This window comes from Streptomyces mirabilis (genome assembly GCF_018310535.1).
GTDB lineage: Bacteria > Actinomycetota > Actinomycetes > Streptomycetales > Streptomycetaceae > Streptomyces.
Window position 1 is genome coordinate 6,256,144 of the sequence record NZ_CP074102.1, and the last position, 17,535, is coordinate 6,273,678.

Annotated in this window: 15 protein-coding genes and 1 pseudogene; 7 read left to right on the forward strand and 9 right to left on the reverse strand. The window is 71.2% G+C overall.

Annotated elements, in window-relative coordinates; genetic code table 11:
• Window positions 1–142: 142 nt before the first annotated feature.
• Window positions 143–883: a bifunctional DNA primase/polymerase gene (locus tag SMIR_RS27575; protein ID WP_168490837.1), complete on the forward strand. Its 741-nt coding sequence runs from the start codon at window positions 143–145 to the stop codon at window positions 881–883.
• 28 nt (window positions 884–911) lie between these two features.
• On the opposite strand, the gene SMIR_RS27580 is transcribed toward SMIR_RS27575, so the two are convergent.
• Genes SMIR_RS27580 through efeO form a run of 4 tightly spaced genes read right to left on the reverse strand, consistent with a single transcriptional unit; the run spans window position 912 to window position 5,187 of the window.
• Entirely contained in the window at window positions 912–1,925 is a 1,014-nt protein-coding gene (locus SMIR_RS27580) for an SCO2278 family lipoprotein (protein WP_168490835.1), read from the reverse strand.
• Window positions 1,882–2,757, reverse strand: coding sequence for an iron uptake transporter permease EfeU (efeU, locus tag SMIR_RS27585; protein ID WP_168490831.1), 876 nt, complete (start codon window positions 2,755–2,757; stop codon window positions 1,882–1,884). Before efeU ends, SMIR_RS27580 begins: the two co-directional genes overlap by 44 nt.
• A 3-nt stretch (window positions 2,758–2,760) precedes the next feature.
• Complete coding sequence (gene efeB / locus SMIR_RS27590) at window positions 2,761–4,026, reverse strand: iron uptake transporter deferrochelatase/peroxidase subunit (protein ID WP_168490829.1); 1,266 nt, start codon at window positions 4,024–4,026, stop codon at window positions 2,761–2,763.
• 12 nt (window positions 4,027–4,038) lie between these two features.
• Complete coding sequence (gene efeO, locus SMIR_RS27595; protein WP_168490827.1) at window positions 4,039–5,187, reverse strand: iron uptake system protein EfeO; 1,149 nt, start codon at window positions 5,185–5,187, stop codon at window positions 4,039–4,041.
• Between the two features lie 499 nt (window positions 5,188–5,686).
• Between efeO and SMIR_RS27600 the strand changes: the two genes are divergently transcribed.
• The gene (locus tag SMIR_RS27600; protein ID WP_168490825.1) at window positions 5,687–6,334 is read left to right on the forward strand and encodes a PhzF family phenazine biosynthesis protein; all 648 of its coding nucleotides are present in this window, start codon (window positions 5,687–5,689) and stop codon (window positions 6,332–6,334) included.
• A gap of 212 nt (window positions 6,335–6,546) precedes the next feature.
• Here the strand turns inward: SMIR_RS27600 and SMIR_RS27605 are convergent, their stop codons facing one another.
• Window positions 6,547–7,197 (reverse strand): biliverdin-producing heme oxygenase, encoded by a 651-nt coding sequence (locus SMIR_RS27605; protein WP_168490823.1) that lies wholly within the window; start codon window positions 7,195–7,197, stop codon window positions 6,547–6,549.
• A gap of 200 nt (window positions 7,198–7,397) precedes the next feature.
• On the reverse strand, window positions 7,398–8,255 hold the full coding sequence (map, locus tag SMIR_RS27610) for a type I methionyl aminopeptidase (RefSeq protein WP_212727516.1): 858 nt from the start codon (window positions 8,253–8,255) through the stop codon (window positions 7,398–7,400).
• A gap of 59 nt (window positions 8,256–8,314) precedes the next feature.
• Between map and SMIR_RS27615 the strand changes: the two genes are divergently transcribed.
• Window positions 8,315–8,545 (forward strand): hypothetical protein, encoded by a 231-nt coding sequence (locus SMIR_RS27615; RefSeq protein ID WP_075026519.1) that lies wholly within the window; start codon window positions 8,315–8,317, stop codon window positions 8,543–8,545.
• Window positions 8,546–8,877: 332 nt separating this feature from the next.
• On the opposite strand, the gene SMIR_RS27620 is transcribed toward SMIR_RS27615, so the two are convergent.
• Both SMIR_RS27620 and SMIR_RS27625 read right to left on the reverse strand, forming a co-directional pair.
• Window positions 8,878–10,242 carry an MFS transporter gene (locus SMIR_RS27620; RefSeq protein ID WP_422664468.1) on the reverse strand — a complete coding sequence of 455 codons (1,365 nt, stop codon included), beginning with the start codon at window positions 10,240–10,242 and terminating at the stop codon, window positions 8,878–8,880.
• 97 nt (window positions 10,243–10,339) lie between these two features.
• Entirely contained in the window at window positions 10,340–10,942 is a 603-nt protein-coding gene (locus SMIR_RS27625) for a hypothetical protein (RefSeq protein WP_067363306.1), read from the reverse strand.
• Window positions 10,943–11,022: 80 nt separating this feature from the next.
• Here SMIR_RS27625 and SMIR_RS27630 point away from each other — a divergent pair.
• The 3 genes and pseudogenes from SMIR_RS27630 (at window position 11,023) to SMIR_RS27640 (ending at window position 13,203) form a co-directional block, all read left to right on the forward strand.
• Window positions 11,023–12,188: pseudogene (locus SMIR_RS27630) on the forward strand (sialidase family protein).
• Window positions 12,189–12,235: 47 nt separating this feature from the next.
• Window positions 12,236–12,940, forward strand: coding sequence for an NADPH-dependent F420 reductase (gene npdG / locus SMIR_RS27635; protein ID WP_168490820.1), 705 nt, complete (start codon window positions 12,236–12,238; stop codon window positions 12,938–12,940).
• Between the two features lie 83 nt (window positions 12,941–13,023).
• Window positions 13,024–13,203, forward strand: coding sequence for a hypothetical protein (locus tag SMIR_RS27640; protein WP_101405507.1), 180 nt, complete (start codon window positions 13,024–13,026; stop codon window positions 13,201–13,203).
• Here SMIR_RS27640 and SMIR_RS27645 read toward each other — a convergent pair.
• Window positions 13,193–13,996 (reverse strand): site-2 protease family protein, encoded by an 804-nt coding sequence (locus SMIR_RS27645; protein WP_168490819.1) that lies wholly within the window; start codon window positions 13,994–13,996, stop codon window positions 13,193–13,195. The two genes, SMIR_RS27640 and SMIR_RS27645, sit on opposite strands and share 11 nt — an antisense overlap.
• 130 nt (window positions 13,997–14,126) lie before the next feature.
• Between SMIR_RS27645 and SMIR_RS27650 the strand changes: the two genes are divergently transcribed.
• On the forward strand, window positions 14,127–17,501 hold the full coding sequence (locus SMIR_RS27650) for an AfsR/SARP family transcriptional regulator (protein ID WP_212727517.1): 3,375 nt from the start codon (window positions 14,127–14,129) through the stop codon (window positions 17,499–17,501).
• Window positions 17,502–17,535 lie beyond the last annotated feature (34 nt).

The window sequence follows — 17,535 nt, forward strand, 5'->3', positions numbered from 1 at the left end:
GAGGGTGGGACCATAGAGGTTGTTGAAGGCGTTTGTCAGCACGATTCATCGACGTAATCGACGTGAACGATCGACGTGAACGTGCTGGACGTGGACGCCGCGACACGACCGCTGTCGGCACAACTGCTTGGCGAGGGGATTGATGAGCGCAGAGTTCGGCCGCCGCTCCGGTGCGCAGGGCAGGATCTCCCAGTGGCTGCGTGGTCGCCGTCCGAAGGGTGCGACAGAGATCGCTGCCGACGGCGGGCGCGAAGCCCTGCTGATCGCCGCTGCCGCCGCGGGGTTGCCGCTCGCGCAGGCCGCGTACCCCTCCGGCTACCGCTGTTCCTGTGACCGCGTCGGCTGTCCCACCCCCGCGCGCCATCCCGTCTCCTTCGCCTGGCAGACCCAGTCCACGACCGACCGCGCCCAGATCGAGCGGTGGGTCCGCCACCAGCCGCAGGCCAACTTCATCACCGCGACCGGCATGGTGCACGACGTCCTCGACGTGCCCGTCGACGCGGGCCGCGAGGCGCTGGAGCGGCTGATCGCCGCCGGTGTGGAGGTGGGGCCCGTCGCGCAGAGCGGCGACGGCCGCATGTTCTTCTTCACACTCACCCGCGGTACACCCGAGGACGAGGACGAGTGGTGGCCGTGCGAGCTGGACTCGCACCCCGAGACGACGGACGAGCACCCCGGTCTGCGCTGGCACTGCCGCGGCTCGTACGTTCTCGTGCCGCCGGCCCAGCTCCCCGGCGGCCTGACGGTCGACTGGGTACGAGGCCCGGAACACCCGCTCCCCGACCCCCTGAGCCTGCTCGAGGCCCTGACGGACGCCTGCGCCCGTTACGCGGGCGAGAACGAGTCGGACGACCAGCTGGCAGCCTGGCCCCACCGCAACTAGCCGACAGGAGCAGGCCGGGCCGGGCCGGTCATCCGCCCTTCGCCCCCGTCAGCCCCTCGATCCGCCCCAGCACCGCCACCTGTTGCTTCTGCGCGCTCTTCCCGGGGTCCAGGACCGCCTGGTTGGAGACGAACTCCAGGGTGAGCGACTGCTTGATGTCACCGATGGTCAGCGCCTTGACGTCCGCGCTGGGGGCCGGGATCTCGGTGCCCTGCGCGGCGGTCTGCTTCTCGTATCGGCGGGTGGTGAAGAAGACCAGCGCGCCGCCGTCCGTGGTGCGCAGCCCCACCGGGGCGTAGTCGCCTGAGGTCAGCGGCTCGTCGATGTACTGCCGGGCGAGACCGGGCTTGGTGGCGTTCGTGGCACGCTGGGTCCGCCACTGCGAGGTGTGGAGGCCCGGTGCGAAGGTGTCGCCGCCGCTCTTCAGATATGTGGTGTACGACTGGCTCAGCTTGTCCGGCTCGACGGCGAGAGCCGTGTCGTCCCCGGTGACGGGCTGCGCCCAACCGTCCTTGTCCTGCTGGAACTTCGGTACGTCGGTGGCGGCCAGGACGGTCAGATACGAGGCCTGCCACACGTCGTTGGCGCTGCCCCGGGTGAAGACGAGCAGCCAACGGTAGCCCGCCACGCCCTTGTTGGCCGTGGAGTCGGCCACGAACCAGCGCGGCCAGCCCGCCTTCGCCGGTATCGAGAACTTCGCGTCGGTCAGCGACAGCGGCGAATAGGTCGGGTTGCCGCCCGGATTGTTCTTCTGCCCGGCCGTCAGCTTCGCGCCGTCGATGGCGCCGAGGGCGCCGGTGACGTGGTCCGCGTCCAGGGAGCTGTCGTTCGCCTTGTCCGCCTTGTTGTAGGCGGCGGTGAAGTCCTTGAGCGCACGGGCGGCCTCGGTCCGGGTAGCCGTCGGTACGACCTCCCGCTCCCCGTGCACCACCACGCAGCCGCTCGCCGTCAAGGACAGAACGGTCACCGCCCCTGTTGCCAGGGCGAACCGGTTGAGACTACGAAGCCTTCGTGGGCTGCGACCCGCGCGATCCCTGCTCATCAGGTGCCTTCACCTTCCCCTTCCCGGAGGCGAACCCTACCGGGGCGAGGAAGATCGCGAGTGTCGGGACCAGGTACAGCGCCCACACCGTGACCTGAAGGACCGTCGGGTCGGGCTGGAAGTTCAACACGCCCTTGAGAAGCGTGCCGTACCAGCTGTCCGGCGGGATCGTGCCACTGATGTCGAAGGCGAGATTCCGCAGCCCCGGGATCCAGTCGGCCTCCTGCAGGTCGTGGACGCCGTACGCGAGCACACCCGCCGCGACCACGACCAGCATGCCGCCGGTCCAGGTGAAGAACTTCGCGAGGTTGATCTTCAGGGCACCCCGGTAGAAGAGCCAGCCGAGGAGGACCGCGGTGGCCAGGCCCAGGGCGACACCGATCAGCGGGCGCGGGGTGCCGTCGCTCGCCGCGTGCACCGACGCCCACACGAACAGCGCCGTCTCCAGACCCTCCCGGCCGACGGCCAGGAACGCGGTCGCGACCAGCGCGCCCGTGCCCATCGCCAGCGCCGCGTCCAGCTTGCCGTGCAGTTCGGACTTCAGATGCCGGGCGGTGCGCCGCATCCAGAAGACCATCCACGTCACCAGGCCGACCGCGACGATCGACAGCGAACCGCCGAGCGCCTCCTGCGCCTCGAACGTCAGCTCCTGGGAGCCGAACTCGAGCGCGCAGCCGAAGCCGAGGGCGATCGCGATCGCGACGCCGATGCCCATCCAGATGGGTTTCAGGGCGTCCTTGCGGTCGGTCTTCACCAGGTAGGCGATGAGGATGCAGACGACGAGACTGGCTTCCAGCCCCTCGCGCAGACCGATCAGATAGTTGCCGAACACGGGCTACGCCTCCTTGGAGAACAGCGCGCGCCCCCACCAGTCGTCCTTGTCGCGGACGCCGGGCGGGACGGCGAAGACCGCCGAACTCACGTGCTGGATGTACTCGTTGAGCGCGTCGGAGCGCGCGAGGCTGCGCTGCACCGGGATGAACCCCTTGCGCACGTCACGCTGGTAGGCGAGGAAGAACAGTCCGGCCTCCAGCCGGCCGAGGCCGTCCGTGCCGTCCGTGAAGGAGTAGCCGCGGCGCAGCAGGGTGACCCCGTCGTTGGAGTCGGGATGCGCGAGCCGTACGTGCGCGTCGGGCTTCATCGCCTTCAGGAACGGCTCGTCGCGCTCCTTGGCCTTGCCGACCGGCGCGCCCTCGCCCTTGTCCCGGCCGAAGACGTCCTCCTGCTCCTGCAGCGAGGTCCGGTCCCAGGTCTCGATGTTCATCCGGATGCGGCGCGCCACGAGGTACGAGCCACCGGTCATCCAGGCCGGACCCTCGCCCTCGCCCACCCACACGAACTTCTCCAGCCGGTCCGGCTCGGTGCCCGCGATGTTGCGGGTGCCGTCCTTGAACCCCATGAGGTTGCGGGGGGTCTGGGCGTCGGGGGTCGTCGAGGAGGTCTTGCCGAAGCCGAGCTGCGACCAGCGGACGGCGACCTTGCCGAAGCCGATCCGAGCCAGGTTGCGGATCGCGTGCACCGCGACCTGCGGGTCGTCCGCACAGGCCTGGACGCACAGGTCGCCGTCGCTGCGCGACTTCTCCAGGTTGTCACCGGGGAACGCCGGCAGGTCGACGAGGGCCTCCGGCCGCTGCCCCGTCAGCCCGAACTTCTCGAACAGCGAGGGCCCGAAGCCGATGGTCAGCGTCAGCCGGGACGGCTTGAGGCCCAGCGCCTCGCCGGTGTCGTCCGGCGGCGCCTCGGCCAGTCCGCCGTACGCGCCCTCGCCGACCGCGTGCCCCTCGGTCATCCGGCGCGCGGCGGCCGTCCAGTCCTTCAGCATCTGGACGAACTCGGCGCGGTCGTCCGTCTTCACGTCGAACGAGGCGAAGTGCAGCCGGTCCTGCACCGGCGTCGCGATGCCCGCCTGGTGCGCGCCGTGGAAAGCGACCGCGGCGCCGGTCTCGGCACCCGCCGGGTCCACGTCGTTGCCGGTACGGGTCATCGCCACCGCGCCGCCGGCCGCGGCGGCCCCGAGCGCGAGCCCGGCACCGCCCCAGCCGATCAGCGAACGCCGGGAGGGCGTCGGCCCGCCCGCTGCTTCCGTGGTGTCAGTCGTCATGATGCGCTCCGCCTACTTCACAACAGCCGCGGCGAGCTTGGACAGGGGCTCGGCGAGCGCGTTGACAGCGTCCGAGAGCTCCTTGCGCTGGTCCTTGGTGACCTTGTCGTACGACACGAAGCCGTTCTGCGCCTTCTCCTGCGGATCGTCCGTGCGGTACTTGTCGAGCAGCGTGTTCAGCGCCGTGAACTGCTTGTCGAGCTCGGTGGCCAGCGCCTTGTCGTTCTGCTGTGCGACCGGCTTGAGCAGCTCGTACGACTTCTGTGCGCCCTCGACGTTGCCCTTGAAGTCGCTGAGGTCGGTGTGCGAGTAGCGGTCCTCCTCGCCGGTGACCTTGCCGGTGGCGACCTCGTCGAGCAGTTCCTTGGCGCCGTTGGCCATGGAGGTCGGGGTGATCTCGGCCTTGCCGACCCGCTTCTGCCAGTCCTTCAGGTCGGTGACCAGCTCATCGGCGAGGGTCTTCTGCTCGGCACCGATCTTCTTGTCCTGCCAGAGGGCCTTCTCCAGAGCGTGCCAGCCGGTCCACTTCTGGCCCTTCTCCAGGTCGTTGACGCGGGTGTCGGTCTTGGGGTCGATGTCCCCGAAGGACTCGGCGATCGGCTCGGTGCTCTCCCAGCCGAAGCGGGAGGGGGCGTAGGCCTGCTTGGCGGCCTCGATGTCGCCGGCCTTGATGGCGTTGGCGAACGTCTCCACCTTCGGGATCGTCGCGTCGGCCTGCTCCTGCGCGTACTCGCGGTAGGCGGCGACGGCCTTGTCGAGGCGCGGGTCGCGCTTGGCGACCGTGCCACCGGTCACGGCGAGCTTCTGACGGACGCCGAGGCCCTTCATGCCGGGGCGGCAGGCTATCTCGTACGAACCGGCCTTGACCTCGGCGGTGAGCGTGTACTTGGTGCCCGGGCCGATGTTCTCCTTCTCGGAGACGATCCGGTCGTCCGGGAAGAGGATCTCGACCTCGGTGGCCTTCGAGCCCTTGTTCTCGATCTTCAGGGTGACCTGGCCGGCCGGGACGGACTTCGTGGAGGTGTCGCACTTGGAGTCGGCGGCGGTCACCTGAATCGCTTCGCCGGACCCGGCGTCGCTCTTCTCGGCGCAGCCCGTGACGGTGGCCAGAGCGGCCGCGGTCGCGGCGGCGGTGACAACTGAGAGTCGGACGGCTCGCATTCAGGCTCCAAGAGAACGACGGGCAAGCCAGGCGGAAGGTCCCCGCTGGCATGGTGAGGCTGGCCTAACTTACCTGAGGCTTACCTCACTCTTACCCACCCCCACGGTGATTCAGCTCTCACAGTTGACGCACGGGCACGGCCTGATCACGCTGGCCAAAAGTGAGCACCATGGAATGGTCAAGCCTTGGTCAATCGTTCTGTCGGGGTGATGTGATCGACCGGATCCACGGCAAGTGACATGAGCGGGGCGCTCGCCTAGTGACACGAGCGGGGCGCTCGCCTCTCGACCGCGAAGTTCCGCGACCGGCTCGCCGGGATGGGGCATCATGCCGCCGCGGTGGTCGTCGGCAGACGCGATCTGGGCTTGCACGGCCCGGCGCAGGAAAGACGGACCCCGCCAAACCCCCACCACCGTTCGGGGCCCAGCGTTCCAGACCAGCAACTCACGCTGTTCGGGATGCGTGATGGGCCAACACCGGCCGATTACCATAGGAACGGTGACTGATTTCGACGTACTGCGCGTCTTCTGCGGGCCCGGTGGTGAACATGGCAACGAGCTCGGTGTGGTGCGCGAGGGTTCGGTGATGCCGGATCCGGAGGAGCGGCAGGCGTTCGCCGCGAAGCTCGGGTTCAGCGAGACCGTGTTCGTCGACGATCCCGAGCGCGGGGTCGTCGACATCTACACACCGACCCTGCGGCTGCCGTTCGCCGGGCATCCCTGTGTCGGGGTGGGATGGCTGCTCGACATCCCCGAACTGGTCACGCCCGCCGGGGTCGTGGGGGTGCGGCTGGACGGGGAGTTCAGCTGGATCGAGGCGCGGGCGGAGTGGGCGCCGGGGCGTACGTTGCGGCAGTACGGGTCCGCCGACGAGGTCGACGCGCTGGCCGTGCCGGACCCGGGGGAGTGGGTGTACGCCTGGGCCTGGGAGGACGAGTTGGCCGGGCGCGTGCGGGCCCGAGGCTTTCCCGGGCGGGACGACGGGATCGTGGAGGACGAAGCGACGGGGGCGGCGGCGCTGCTGCTCACCGACCGGCTGGGCCGGGCCCTGAACATCGTCCAGGGTGCAGGCTCCCAGATCCTCACCGCGCCGCAGCCGGGTGGGTGGGTGGAGGTAGGGGGCAGGGTACGGCTGCTCCGAACCTGAACGCCCCCAGGTGCGGTTGTCGCCCGCGGGCCGGTGGGGGCTGGTCGCGCAGTTCCCCGCGCCCTGGCGGGGCGCTCTTGTCGGCGCCGGTTCACATTTTCAGCCCGTCCGGCGTTTGAGGGCGAGGCCGTTCAGGCCGATCGGGGCTTTGGGGGCGGAGCCTCCAAGTGAGGATGGGGCGGCGGGGGCGAAGGAAGTTGTCGGGTGCCGGGTCAGGCCGTGAGGGGGAACTCCTCGCCCAGGGCCTGGAAGACCGCCGTGTTGAGGGCGAACGCCCGCCTGCACTCGGTGACGATCCGTTGCCGCTCCAGTTCGTCCGCCCGCACCCCGTCCAGCAACTCACGGTAACCCCGCTTGAACGCGGCCGGATTACCGATGTCCTCGAAGACGTAGAAGCGGACGCCGTCACCCTTACGCGCGAAGCCCCAGGTCTGTTCCGCCTTCCCCCGGATGATCTGACCGCCGGAGAGGTCGCCGAGGTAGCGGGTGTAGTGGTGGGCGACGTACCCGCCGGGCCATTCACGCGCACACTCGGCGACCCGCGCCGCGTACGCCTCGGTGGCGGGCAGCGCGGTGAGCGTCGCCCGCCAGTCCACACCCCGCAGATGCGTGAGGTCACGCTCCAGCGCACCGCGACGCAGCAACTCCGGCCGGATGAACGGCCCGGCCACCGGATCGGACGCCAACCGCTCGGCGTCCGTCTCCAACGCCTCGTACACGAACCACAGCTGCTCGGTGTAGCGCGCGTACGCCTCGACACCGAGCCTGCCGCCGAGCAGGTCGCTCATGAACGTCGAGGTCTCCGCCTCCACGTGCTGCTCGTGCGACGCGGTGCGGATCAGCGTCGAGAACGCCGTATTCATGGGACCTCCGGTGCCGAAGAGGACGAGAACCAGTCAGAATCTTGTGTGGTTAGGCTTACCTAAGTCAACGGTTTCTCGATAGGTTCCCGACATCCTGTCGGTAAAAACGTACCCCTCCGGGCGACAAAGAAAGCCCGCCCTGTGATCAGGGCGGGCTGGGCGCTACGGGCTACGACGGGCTATGAGCCACAGACGCGCGGCTACGGCAGCGTGAGGATCTCCGTACCGGTCTCCGTGACGACCAGCGTGTGCTCGAACTGCGCCGTCCGCCTGCGGTCCTTCGTCACGACGGTCCATCCGTCGTCCCACATGTCGTAGTCGTGCGTACCGAGCGTGAGCATCGGCTCGATCGTGAAGGTCATCCCGGGCTGGATGACGGTCGTCGCGTGCGGGCTGTCGTAGTGCGGGATGATCAGTCCTGAGTGGAACGAGGAGTTGATCCCGTGCCCCGTGAAGTCCCGCACGACCCCGTATCCGAACCGCTTGGCGTACGACTCGATCACGCGGCCGATGACATTGATCTGGCGGCCCGGCTTGACCGCCTTGATCGCGCGGTCGAGGGACTCACGGGTCCGCTCGACGAGGAGCCTCGACTCGTCGTCCACGTCCCCGACCAGGTACGTCGCGTTGTTGTCGCCGTGGACGCCACCGATGTACGCCGTCACGTCGAGGTTGATGATGTCGCCGTCCCGCACCACCGTGGAGTCGGGGATGCCGTGGCAGATGACCTCGTTGACCGAGGTGCACAGGGACTTGGGGAAACCGCGGTAACCGAGGGTGGACGGATAGGCGCCGTGGTCGCACATGTACGCGTGCGCGACCCGGTCCAGCTCGTCCGTCGTCACGCCCGGCGCGATGAGCTTCGCCGCCTCGGCCATCGCCTGCGCGGCGATCCGCCCGGCGATCCGCATCGCCTCGATGGTCTCGGGGGTCTGTACCTCCGGGCCGGTGTACGGCGTGGGGGAGGGCTTGCCCACGTACTCGGGGCGCCTGATGTTTCCCGGAACGGGACGGGTGGGAGAGAGCTCTCCTGGTACGAGCAGCGACTGGCCAGACATGCCAGCGAGTCTAACCAGCGGGCATGGGGGCACTATGTCCGTGGCGAAAGGAGCAGGTCATGGCCCTCTTCAAGAAGCGGACCGTAGGGAAGCCGGGCGAGTGGTACTACTGCCTCGTCCACCAGAAGGTGGAGGAGGGCCCCGAGTGCCCCGCGAAGGACCGCTTCGGCCCGTACACCACCCGTGAGGAGGCCGAACACGCGATGGAGACCGCCCAGGAGCGCAACCTCGAGTGGGAAACGGACCCCAAATGGCACGACGCAACGGGCCCGACCCCAGAGGACGACTGACGCGCCCCGAGACGCTGGGCGCGCCGGCCGACGGGCGCCGAGGGGCAGGGCCGGTCGGGCGCCGAGGCGCAGGCGCCCAGTCACCGAGCCGCCCGGGGCACCGAGGGGTTGGAGCAGCGGGCGCTGAGGCATCGAGAGGCCGGGCGGCGGGGCACCGGGCGCTCAGCCACCGGGACGCCGAGCCACCGGGACGCCGAGACGCCGAGACGCCGAGCCACCGGGACGCCGAGACGCCGAGACGCCGGGACGGCGTGAGGGCGCTGAGCCATAGTGGCCCGCGGGCGCCGACGGCGGCCGGCCCCCGCGGGCGACCCGCACCACCCGAGCGACCGTCACGGGTGGTGCGGGTGGGAGAGCACCGCCTCACCCCGAGCGGAGCGCATCCGTACCGCGTGCTCATTCGTCCGTACGTCGTACCTCATCAGCTGCGGCAGGCACCACGCCAACGCCCCCACCGCTCCCACGCAGATCACACCCCCGGCCCAGATCGACGCCCGCACCCCCGTCCAGGCCGCCATCCCGCCCGCCCGTACCTGCCCCAGCTGGGGCCCGACGGAGTACGAGAGCAGCTCGATCCCGGCGAGTCGCCCCCGTAGCTCGTCCGGAATCGTCTGGTCCCACATCGCGCCCCGGAAGATCCCGCTCACCATGTCGCAACAGCCGCCGAGGACGAGGAAGAGCAGCACCAGCCACACGTTGTGCACGGCCCCCGCCCCCACCATCGCCAGCCCCCAGCACGCCGCCGCGAAAGCCACCATCCGGCCGTGCCGGTGCACACGCGAGGTCCACCCACTGGTCAGCGTCACCAGCATCGCCCCGGCGGGCAGCGCGGCGTACATCATTCCGAGCGACCACGCGGCGTGCAGCTCGTCGGCGAGGAACGGCAGCACCGCGAGCGGCATCGCGAAGAACATCGCGGCCAGGTCGATCACGTACGTGCCGAGGAGTTCCTTGCGGTTCCACGCGTACCGCGCGCCCTGAGCGATGGAGTCGAGCGACGGCTTCGCGGCCTCGTGCGCGGCCGGTGACGCGGCGAGTCCGACGATCAGTACGACCGACACCACGAAGGTCACCAGGTCCACGGCGTACGCCCAGCCGAGCCCGGCGTAGGCGACCACGACGCCCGCGAGCGCCGGCCCCGCGACCCCGCCGACCGACCAGCGCAGGGAGTTGAGGGAGGCCGCGGCGGGCAGGTGCTCGTGCGCCACGATCCGGGGGACGAGCGAGTCCAGCGCGGGTCGCTGCACCGACCCGAGCGCGGAGGACAGCGCGGCGACCACGTACAGCGGCCACACGGCCGGACGCGGCATCAGCGCGTTGACGAGCAGACCGCCGCACAGCAGCCCCTGTCCGGCCTCCGTGTAAAGGATCAGCTTCCGTTTGTCGAGGGCGTCGGCGAGCGCCCCGCCGTACAGCCCGAACACGATCAGCGGTACGAGTTCCACGGCCCCGATCGCCCCCACGGCCACCGCCGACCCGGTCAGCACCTTCATCTGTACCGGCAGCGCGACGAAGGTCAGGAAGCTGCCGAAGTTGGTGATCAGCCCGGCCAGCCACAGCCGCCGGAAGTCGGCCGACGCCCGCCAGGGCGCGAGATCGGGCAGCAGCGACCGCAGTCGCGCACCGGCACCGGCACCGGCGGCGGGTTCAGCGTGCGCGGGCAGCGCGGCGGGGGATACGGGGGCGTCGTCGGTCACGACGGCTCATGCTGAGCGGCCGCCCACCGCGGCGGCAACTGCTTTTCCGCCGCCCGGCCGCCCCGCCGTCGTCCCTCCCGTCACCGCCCACCGTGTCCTACCACCGCGCCGCCGGCGGAGCTGTCAACTGGTCCGCGAGGCGGGAGAGCCGGTCGCGGAACCGGCGCCGCCCCCGCGGGGAGGGCAGGGAGTTCTCCCCGGCCGCCGCGCTGACGAGGTGCTGCACGGTGTCGAGGTCGAGTTCCTGATCCGGCGGCACGGTCAGCGACTCGTGCGCCATCGCTCCCAGCTCCCGGTCACCGGCGTCGAGCGCGAGCACGGTCGCCCCGGCTCGCCGCGCGTCGTGGACCCGCTCCAGGAGCGGCGCCCCGGGTGCGGCGGGCGACACCACGAGCAGTGTCTCGCCGCGCCGCGCCGCCTCGATACGGCCGAGGCCCACGGCGAGATGGGCCGGGTCCGAGGCCCGCGCCCCGTGCCGCACCAGCGTCGGCGACAGCTCCGGCGTCCCCGACCAGGCCGCCTCGTCCACCAGATGTGCGGCCAGGTGCCATGGCTCGTACTCCGCCGTGCCCACGAGGAGCAGCCCGCCCCCGTACGACACCACGGACCCCCTCAGGCCCTCCGCGAACCGTCGCGTGGCCCCCAACCACTCGGTCCCGGCGAGGACTTCGCGCAACAACGCGACCCGTACGGCATCCATGCGCACGCATCCTGCCGCAATCGACAACTGATCAGGCGGAGTTCACCATGAATTCGCCCAAGTGGGGCAGATCCCGGCGCATGACGGAAACAACCGGAACCACCACGGCAACAACCGCGGTCACCAGCACCCCTTTCCACGCGGGCCGCGAAGGCTACGCGAGCTTCCGCATCCCGGCCGTGGTCGCCACCCGTACCCCCACCGCACCCACCGCATCCGCCACCGTGCCCGGCCCCAGCACCACGCCCACCCCCGTTTCCACCCTGCTCGCCTTCTGCGAGGGCCGGGTCGACTCCGCCGCCGACCACGGCCACATCGACATCGTCCTGAAGCGGTCGACGGACGGCGGCCGCACCTGGGGCCCGCTCCAGGCCGTCGCCCGGAACGGGAACGATCTCGCCGGCAACCCCGCCCCCGTCGTCCTCGACACCGGCCGGATCCTGCTCGTGCACGTCCGCGCCGCCGCCGGAGCGACCGAGGACGCCATCCTGCGCGGCAGGGTGAAGCCCGCGGACGGGCGCCGCGTCGGGTGCAGCACAGCGACGACGACGGCGCCACCTGGTCCGCCCCGAAGGAGATCACCGGGCAGGTGAAGAAGGCGGACTGGCGGTGGTACGCGACCACGCCCGGGCACGCCGTGCAGCTCGGCAGCGGCCGGGTCGTCGTCCCCGGCAACCACACCCTGCCGCCCACCGGTACGGACACCGGCACCGAGGCGAAGTACAACAGCGGCCACTGCCTGCTCAGCGACGACCGCGGCGAGACCTGGTCCCTCGGGTACATCGACGAGAACACCGACGGATACGTCAACGCCAACGAGACGACCGCCGCCGAACTCCCCGACGGGAGCGTCTACTTCAACACCCGCAACGACTCCCCGTCCCCCGGCAACCGCGCCGACGCCCACTCCACGGACGGCGGCAGGACCCTGACCAAACCCTTCCGGCCACAGGCGGGCCTGGTCACCCCCGTCGTCCAGGGCAGCCTGCTCCAGCTCCGCGACCCGGACCTGCTGCTGTACTCGGGGCCCGCCGACCCCGCCGCCCGCGCCCTGATGACCGTCCGCGCCTCCGCCGACGGCGGCACCACCTGGCGGCCCGCGCACACGGTCGACGGACTGCCCGCCGCGTACTCCGACCTCGTCCGCGTCGACGCGACGACCGTGGGGCTCCTCTACGAGACGGGCGACTTCGGGCCGTACGAGACGATCACCTTCCGCCGTATCCCCGTGACGGCCCTCACCTGAGCACCCGAAGCCCCCGGGGCGGGAACCGCGCCACGTAAAGTCGGCCCATGACCTCTACTGACAGTGCACAGAAGGCCCCCGCGAAGGACCCCTGGGACCTTCCCGACGTGTCCGGACTCGTCGTCGGCGTGCTCGGCGGCACCGGCCCCCAGGGCAAGGGCCTGGCCTACCGGCTCGCCAGGGCCGGCCAGAAGGTGATCATCGGCTCGCGTGCCGCGGAACGCGCGCAGACCGCCGCCGAGGAGCTGGGCCACGGTGTCGAGGGTGCCGACAACGCCGAGTGCGCGCGGCGCAGCGACATCGTGATCGTCGCCGTACCGTGGGAGGGGCACGGCAAGACTCTGGAATCGCTGCGCGAGGAGCTGGCCGGCAAGCTCGTCGTCGACTGTGTCAATCCGCTGGGCTTCGACAAGAAGGGTGCCTACGCCCTGAAGCCGGAGGAGGGCAGCGCCGCCGAGCAGGCCGCCGCCCTGCTGCCGGACTCCCGGGTCGCGGCCGCCTTCCATCACCTGTCGGCCGTCCTTCTCCAGGACCCGGAGGTCGACGAGATCGACACCGATGTGATGGTCCTCGGCGAGGAGCGCGCGGATGTCGAGATCGTGCAGGCGCTGGCCGGCCGCATCCCCGGCATGCGCGGTGTCTTCGCCGGCCGGCTGCGAGGCGCCCACCAGGTCGAGGCGCTGGTGGCGAACCTGATCTCCGTGAACCGCCGCTACAAGGCCCACGCCGGCCTCCGGGTGACGGACGTATAGCGGGCGCACGGGCATGGGGGACATGAGGGACACTGGACGCCGTACGACCTCGTTCGAACCGTCCCGACAGGAGCAGACCCCCCATGCCCCGCCTCGCGCTCTATGCCCTCACCGTCTGCGTCCTGTCCGTCGCCGCGGCCGTCGTCTCCTTCGTCCAGGGCAGCTGGCTGGGGATCGTGTGGGTGCTGCTGGCCGGACTGTCGTCCAACATGACCTGGTACTACGCGCGGCGTGGCCGGAGCGGGTCCTCGGTCAGCGGCTGATCGTGCAGTACTCGTTGACGCCGTCCCAGAAGCGGTACAGGTTCTGACCGCAGTAACGCTGGACGTCGTCGATGCCCAGGGCGCCCAGGATCGAGTAGATCGCGTCGAAGAACGCCGTGTTCACCGAGGGGATCCACAGCACCGCGAACACGGCGAGCAGGCCGAACGGCGCGAACGGCTCCACCTGGCGGCGGATGTTGTACGACAGCCAGGGCTCGATCACGCCGTAGCCGTCCAGGCCCGGGACCGGCAGGAGGTTCAGGATCGCGGCCGTGACCTGGAGCAGCGCGAGGAACGCCAGCGCGTAGCGGAAGGTGTCCGGGACGCCGTCCAGGGCGTGCAGCCAGAACGGCGCGGTGCACACGACGGCGAACAGCACGTTCGTCAGCGGACCCGCCGCCGAGATCAGACTGTGCTTCCAGCGGCCCTGGATCCGGCCCCGCTCGATGAAGACCGCCCCGCCCGGCAGACCGATCCCGCCCATGATTACGAAGATCACCGGCAGCACGATGCTCAGCAGCGCATGCGTGTACTTCAGGGGGTTGAGCGTCAGATAGCCCTTCGCGCCGATCGAGATGTCGCCGCTGTGCAGGGCGGTGCGCGCGTGCGCGTACTCGTGCAGGCACAGGGAGACGATCCACGCGGCCGTCACGAAGAGGAACACGGCGAAGCCGGGCTGGTCGGCGAAGCCGGTCCAGATCGCCCAGCCGGTCACCGCCATCACGGCCACGATCCCGAGGAAGACGGGGCTGATCCTCCGGTCGCTGCTGCGACGGGAAGCGGCGGTGGTCATGGGGCTCCTCGGACTGGGACGCATGGTGCTGGGCCTGCCCGACCGTACCGGGCTCACGGGGAAAACGTCTCGCGGTCGGTCATTGGTTCCGGAGAAGGTAGGGGCTGAGATCGTCACGCCACCGGAGACAATGGACCCCGTGCGCTACCGCATCCTTGGCACCACCCAGGCACTCCGCCCCGACGGCACGCCCGTCGTGCTCGGTGGGGCGCGGCTGCGCGCCCTTTTGACCGTGCTCGCGCTGCGGCCCGGACGGACCGTGCCCGCGGCCGTTCTGGTGGACGAGGTGTGGGACGGCGATCCGCCCGCCGACGCACCGGGCGCGCTCCAGGCCCTGGTGGGACGGCTGCGCAGGGCGCTCGGGTCGCAGGCGGTGGACTCGGGGGACGGCGGCTACCGGTTGGCCGCGGGCACCGACGACATCGACCTGTACCGTTTCGAGCGGCTCGCGGGGGAGGGCGCACGCGCGCTCGCCGACGGCGACCCCACGAAGGCGGCCGAGGCCCTCGAAGACGCCCTGGCCCTGTGGCGCGGCCCGGCCCTCGCCGACCTCCCGGACCGCGCCGCCGAGTCGGCCCGCTGGGAGACCCGCCGTCTCGACGTACGGCGCGCCCGGTTCACGGCGGCCCTCGCCCTCGGCCATGCCGAGCAGTCGCTGCCCGAGCTCACCGCCCTGTGCGACCTCCACCCTTTGGACGAGCCCCTGCACGTCCTGCGTCTGCGCGCCCTGCGTGACGCCGGCCGCTCCGCAGAGGCCCTCGCCGCGTACGAGTCCGTACGGGAGCTGCTGGCCGACCGCCTCGGCTCCGACCCCGGACCCGAACTGCGCGCCCTGCATGGGGAGTTGCTCAGTCCGGCCGACGGTGGCGGCGGGGCGCACGCCCAGGGACCGCGACCCGGCGCCGCGGGTCGGACCGAGAACCGGACCGAGAACCGGACCGAGAACCGGACCGAGAGCCGGCCCGCACCGGCTGGGCCTGGCCGCTCCGCGCCCCCGCCTCCGCCCCCCGGCAACCTCCGCGCCCGGCTCACCTCCTTCGTCGGGCGGGCCGCGGACATCGACACGATCCGGGGGGATCTGGCGGCGGCACGCCTCGTGACCTTGCTCGGGCCCGGTGGGGCCGGCAAGACACGGCTGTCGCAGGAGGCCGCGGAGACCATGGCGGACACCGCGCCGGACGGGGTGTGGCTGGCCGAACTCGCGCCGGTCGACGACCCGGAGGCCGTGTCCGAGGCCGTGCTCACCGCCGTCGGAGCCCGCGAGACCGTGCTGCGCGGCGCCGGTGCCGAGGAGATGCGGGCCGCCGCCGACCGGCACGGCGACCCCCTGCAGCGGCTCGCCGAGCACTGCGCCAAGCGCCGCATGCTGATCGTCCTCGACAACTGCGAGCACGTCGTGGACGCCGCCGCGCGTCTCGTCGAGGAGTTGCTCGAACGGTGCCCGGGGCTGACGGTACTGGCCACCAGCCGCGAACCCCTCGGCGTACCGGGGGAGTTGCTGCGCCCCGTGGAGCCGCTGCCGGAGCCGTTCGCGCTGCGGCTGCTGGCCGACCGGGGGGCCGCCGCCCGCCCGGGTTTCCGGGTCGAGGACGACCCCGCGGCCGCCGCCGAGATCTGCCGCCGCCTCGACGGGCTGCCGCTCGCCATCGAACTCGCCGCCGCCCGGCTGCGGATGCTCACCCCGCGTCAGATCGCCGACCGGCTCGACGACCGGTTCCGCCTGCTGACCTCCGGCAGTCGTACCGTCCTGCCGCGCCAGCAGACCCTGCGCGCCGTCGTCGACTGGTCCTGGGACCTCCTCGACGAGGACGAACGGGACGTGCTGCGGCGGCTGTCCGTCTTCGCGGGCGGCTGCGACCTCGCCGCAGCCGAGGCCGTCTGCGGGCCGGCCGCCCTGGAAGCCCTCGGCTCGCTCGTCGACAAGTCCCTTGTCGTGGCCGCCCCTTGGGGGGACGGCGAGATGCGCTACCGGCTCCTGGAGACCGTCGGCGAGTACGCGGGAGAGCGGCTCGACGAGTCGGGGCAGCGCCCCGCAGCCGAGCGCGCCCACCTCACGCACTACCGCGAACTGGCCCGCACCACCGACCCCCGGCTGCGCGGCCTCGGCCAGCGCGCCGCCATCGAACGACTGGAGACCGAGTCGGAGAACATCCGCGCCGCCCTCCAGCACGCCGTCGCCGCCCGCGACGAGCAGGAGGCGCTCTGCCTCGTCCTCTCCCTGGCCTGGTACTGGCAGATGCGCGATCTGCGGCTGATGGCCCGCCACTGGTCCCGCGAGGTCATGGCCCTCGGTCCGGACCCCTTCGACGAGCCCGTGCGGCCGGCCGCCCCGCTGCTGGAGAGCTGCACCGACACCCCGCCGCCGATGCGCCCCGAGGTCCTCGAAGAGGCCCGCCGCGGTGTCCACCTCGTCCATCTCTCCTGCATGGACATGGACATGGCGGCCTGGGACACCCCGCAGGCGAAGCGGAAACTGCGCGTCATCAGCGAGACCTACCGCCCGGGCCAGCCGCAGACCTGTCGCACCCCCGGCAACCTCTGGTTCTACGCCGTGATCCTGACCGGCGACATCGAGCGGATGCGCTCCGTCATCGACGCGACCGTCCAGACCTGCCGCGAACTCGGCTACGGGTGGGAACTCGCCGTCTCCCTCCAGATGCGTGCCAACATCCTCGCCAACCGGGCCACCTGGGCGGGCGACGCGACCCGGGACGCCGACGAGGCACTGGAACTCTTCACCCGGCTCGGGGACGCCTGGGGCGCCGCCGAGGCACTCTCCGCACGCGGTGAGGCCCACGAGCGCCGCGGCGAGTTCGCGCTCGCCGCCGCGGACTACACGGAGGCCATGACCCACGCCGAAGGTCTCGGCGCGCACGCCCAGACGGCTGTCCTGAGCACCCGGCTCGGCGGTGTGCTCATCGAGTCCGGCGACACCGAACGCGGCGAGCGATTGCTGCGGCAGGTCCTGGAGCGCGGCGACGGCGCCTTCAATGAGGCCATGCCCGCCTCCCGGCTGTTCCTGTCGATGTGGCTGGGCCGCAGCGGCCGGGTCGCCGAGGCGCGCGAAGAGATGCGGTTGCTGCGTGCGAACTTCGAAGCGGTCACCTTCGTGGTCTTCGACGGCTTCGTGGTGGGCGTCGAGGCCTGGCTGGACGCGCTCGAGGGGCAGCACGAGTCCGCCCTGGAGAAGGTGCGGCAGGCGCTGGCGCGGGCGGGCGACCCGTTGTCGCAGATCATCGCCCCGCACATGCCCTCCGCGCATCTGACCACCGCTGCCATCGCCCTCACCGGCCTGGACGACGGCCGCCGCGTCCGCGACGCGGCCGTGCTGCTCGGGGCCGCCGACCATCTGCTGCCGCCCGGGCACTTCGTGGGCCCGATGGAGGACCAGGTGCGCGCACAGGCGGAGGCCGACGTACGGGCCGCGCTGGACGACGCGACGTACGAGGCCGCGTACGCCGAGGGCGGCGGGCTCTCCCTGGAGGAGGCCGCCGCCCTCGTATGACGCGGACCGGGGGTTGAAGCGGACCGGGGTTTCC

Excerpts from the sequence above, each read along its gene's own strand:
- SMIR_RS27575 (WP_168490837.1), top strand. The coding sequence starts at position 143 with ATGAGCGCAGAGTTCGGCCGCCGCTCCGGTGCGCAGGGCAGGATCTCC.
- SMIR_RS27580 (WP_168490835.1), bottom strand. The coding sequence starts at position 1,925 with ATGAGCAGGGATCGCGCGGGTCGCAGCCCACGAAGGCTTCGTAGTCTC.
- efeB (WP_168490829.1), bottom strand. The coding sequence starts at position 4,026 with ATGACGACTGACACCACGGAAGCAGCGGGCGGGCCGACGCCCTCCCGG.
- efeO (WP_168490827.1), bottom strand. The coding sequence starts at position 5,187 with ATGCGAGCCGTCCGACTCTCAGTTGTCACCGCCGCCGCGACCGCGGCC.
- SMIR_RS27605 (WP_168490823.1), bottom strand. The coding sequence starts at position 7,197 with ATGAATACGGCGTTCTCGACGCTGATCCGCACCGCGTCGCACGAGCAG.
- map (WP_212727516.1), bottom strand. The coding sequence starts at position 8,255 with ATGTCTGGCCAGTCGCTGCTCGTACCAGGAGAGCTCTCTCCCACCCGT.
- SMIR_RS27615 (WP_075026519.1), top strand. The coding sequence starts at position 8,315 with ATGGCCCTCTTCAAGAAGCGGACCGTAGGGAAGCCGGGCGAGTGGTAC.
- SMIR_RS27625 (WP_067363306.1), bottom strand. The coding sequence starts at position 10,942 with ATGGATGCCGTACGGGTCGCGTTGTTGCGCGAAGTCCTCGCCGGGACC.
- npdG (WP_168490820.1), top strand. The coding sequence starts at position 12,236 with ATGACCTCTACTGACAGTGCACAGAAGGCCCCCGCGAAGGACCCCTGG.
- SMIR_RS27640 (WP_101405507.1), top strand. The coding sequence starts at position 13,024 with ATGCCCCGCCTCGCGCTCTATGCCCTCACCGTCTGCGTCCTGTCCGTC.
- SMIR_RS27645 (WP_168490819.1), bottom strand. The coding sequence starts at position 13,996 with ATGACCACCGCCGCTTCCCGTCGCAGCAGCGACCGGAGGATCAGCCCC.
- SMIR_RS27650 (WP_212727517.1), top strand. The coding sequence starts at position 14,127 with ATGGACCCCGTGCGCTACCGCATCCTTGGCACCACCCAGGCACTCCGC.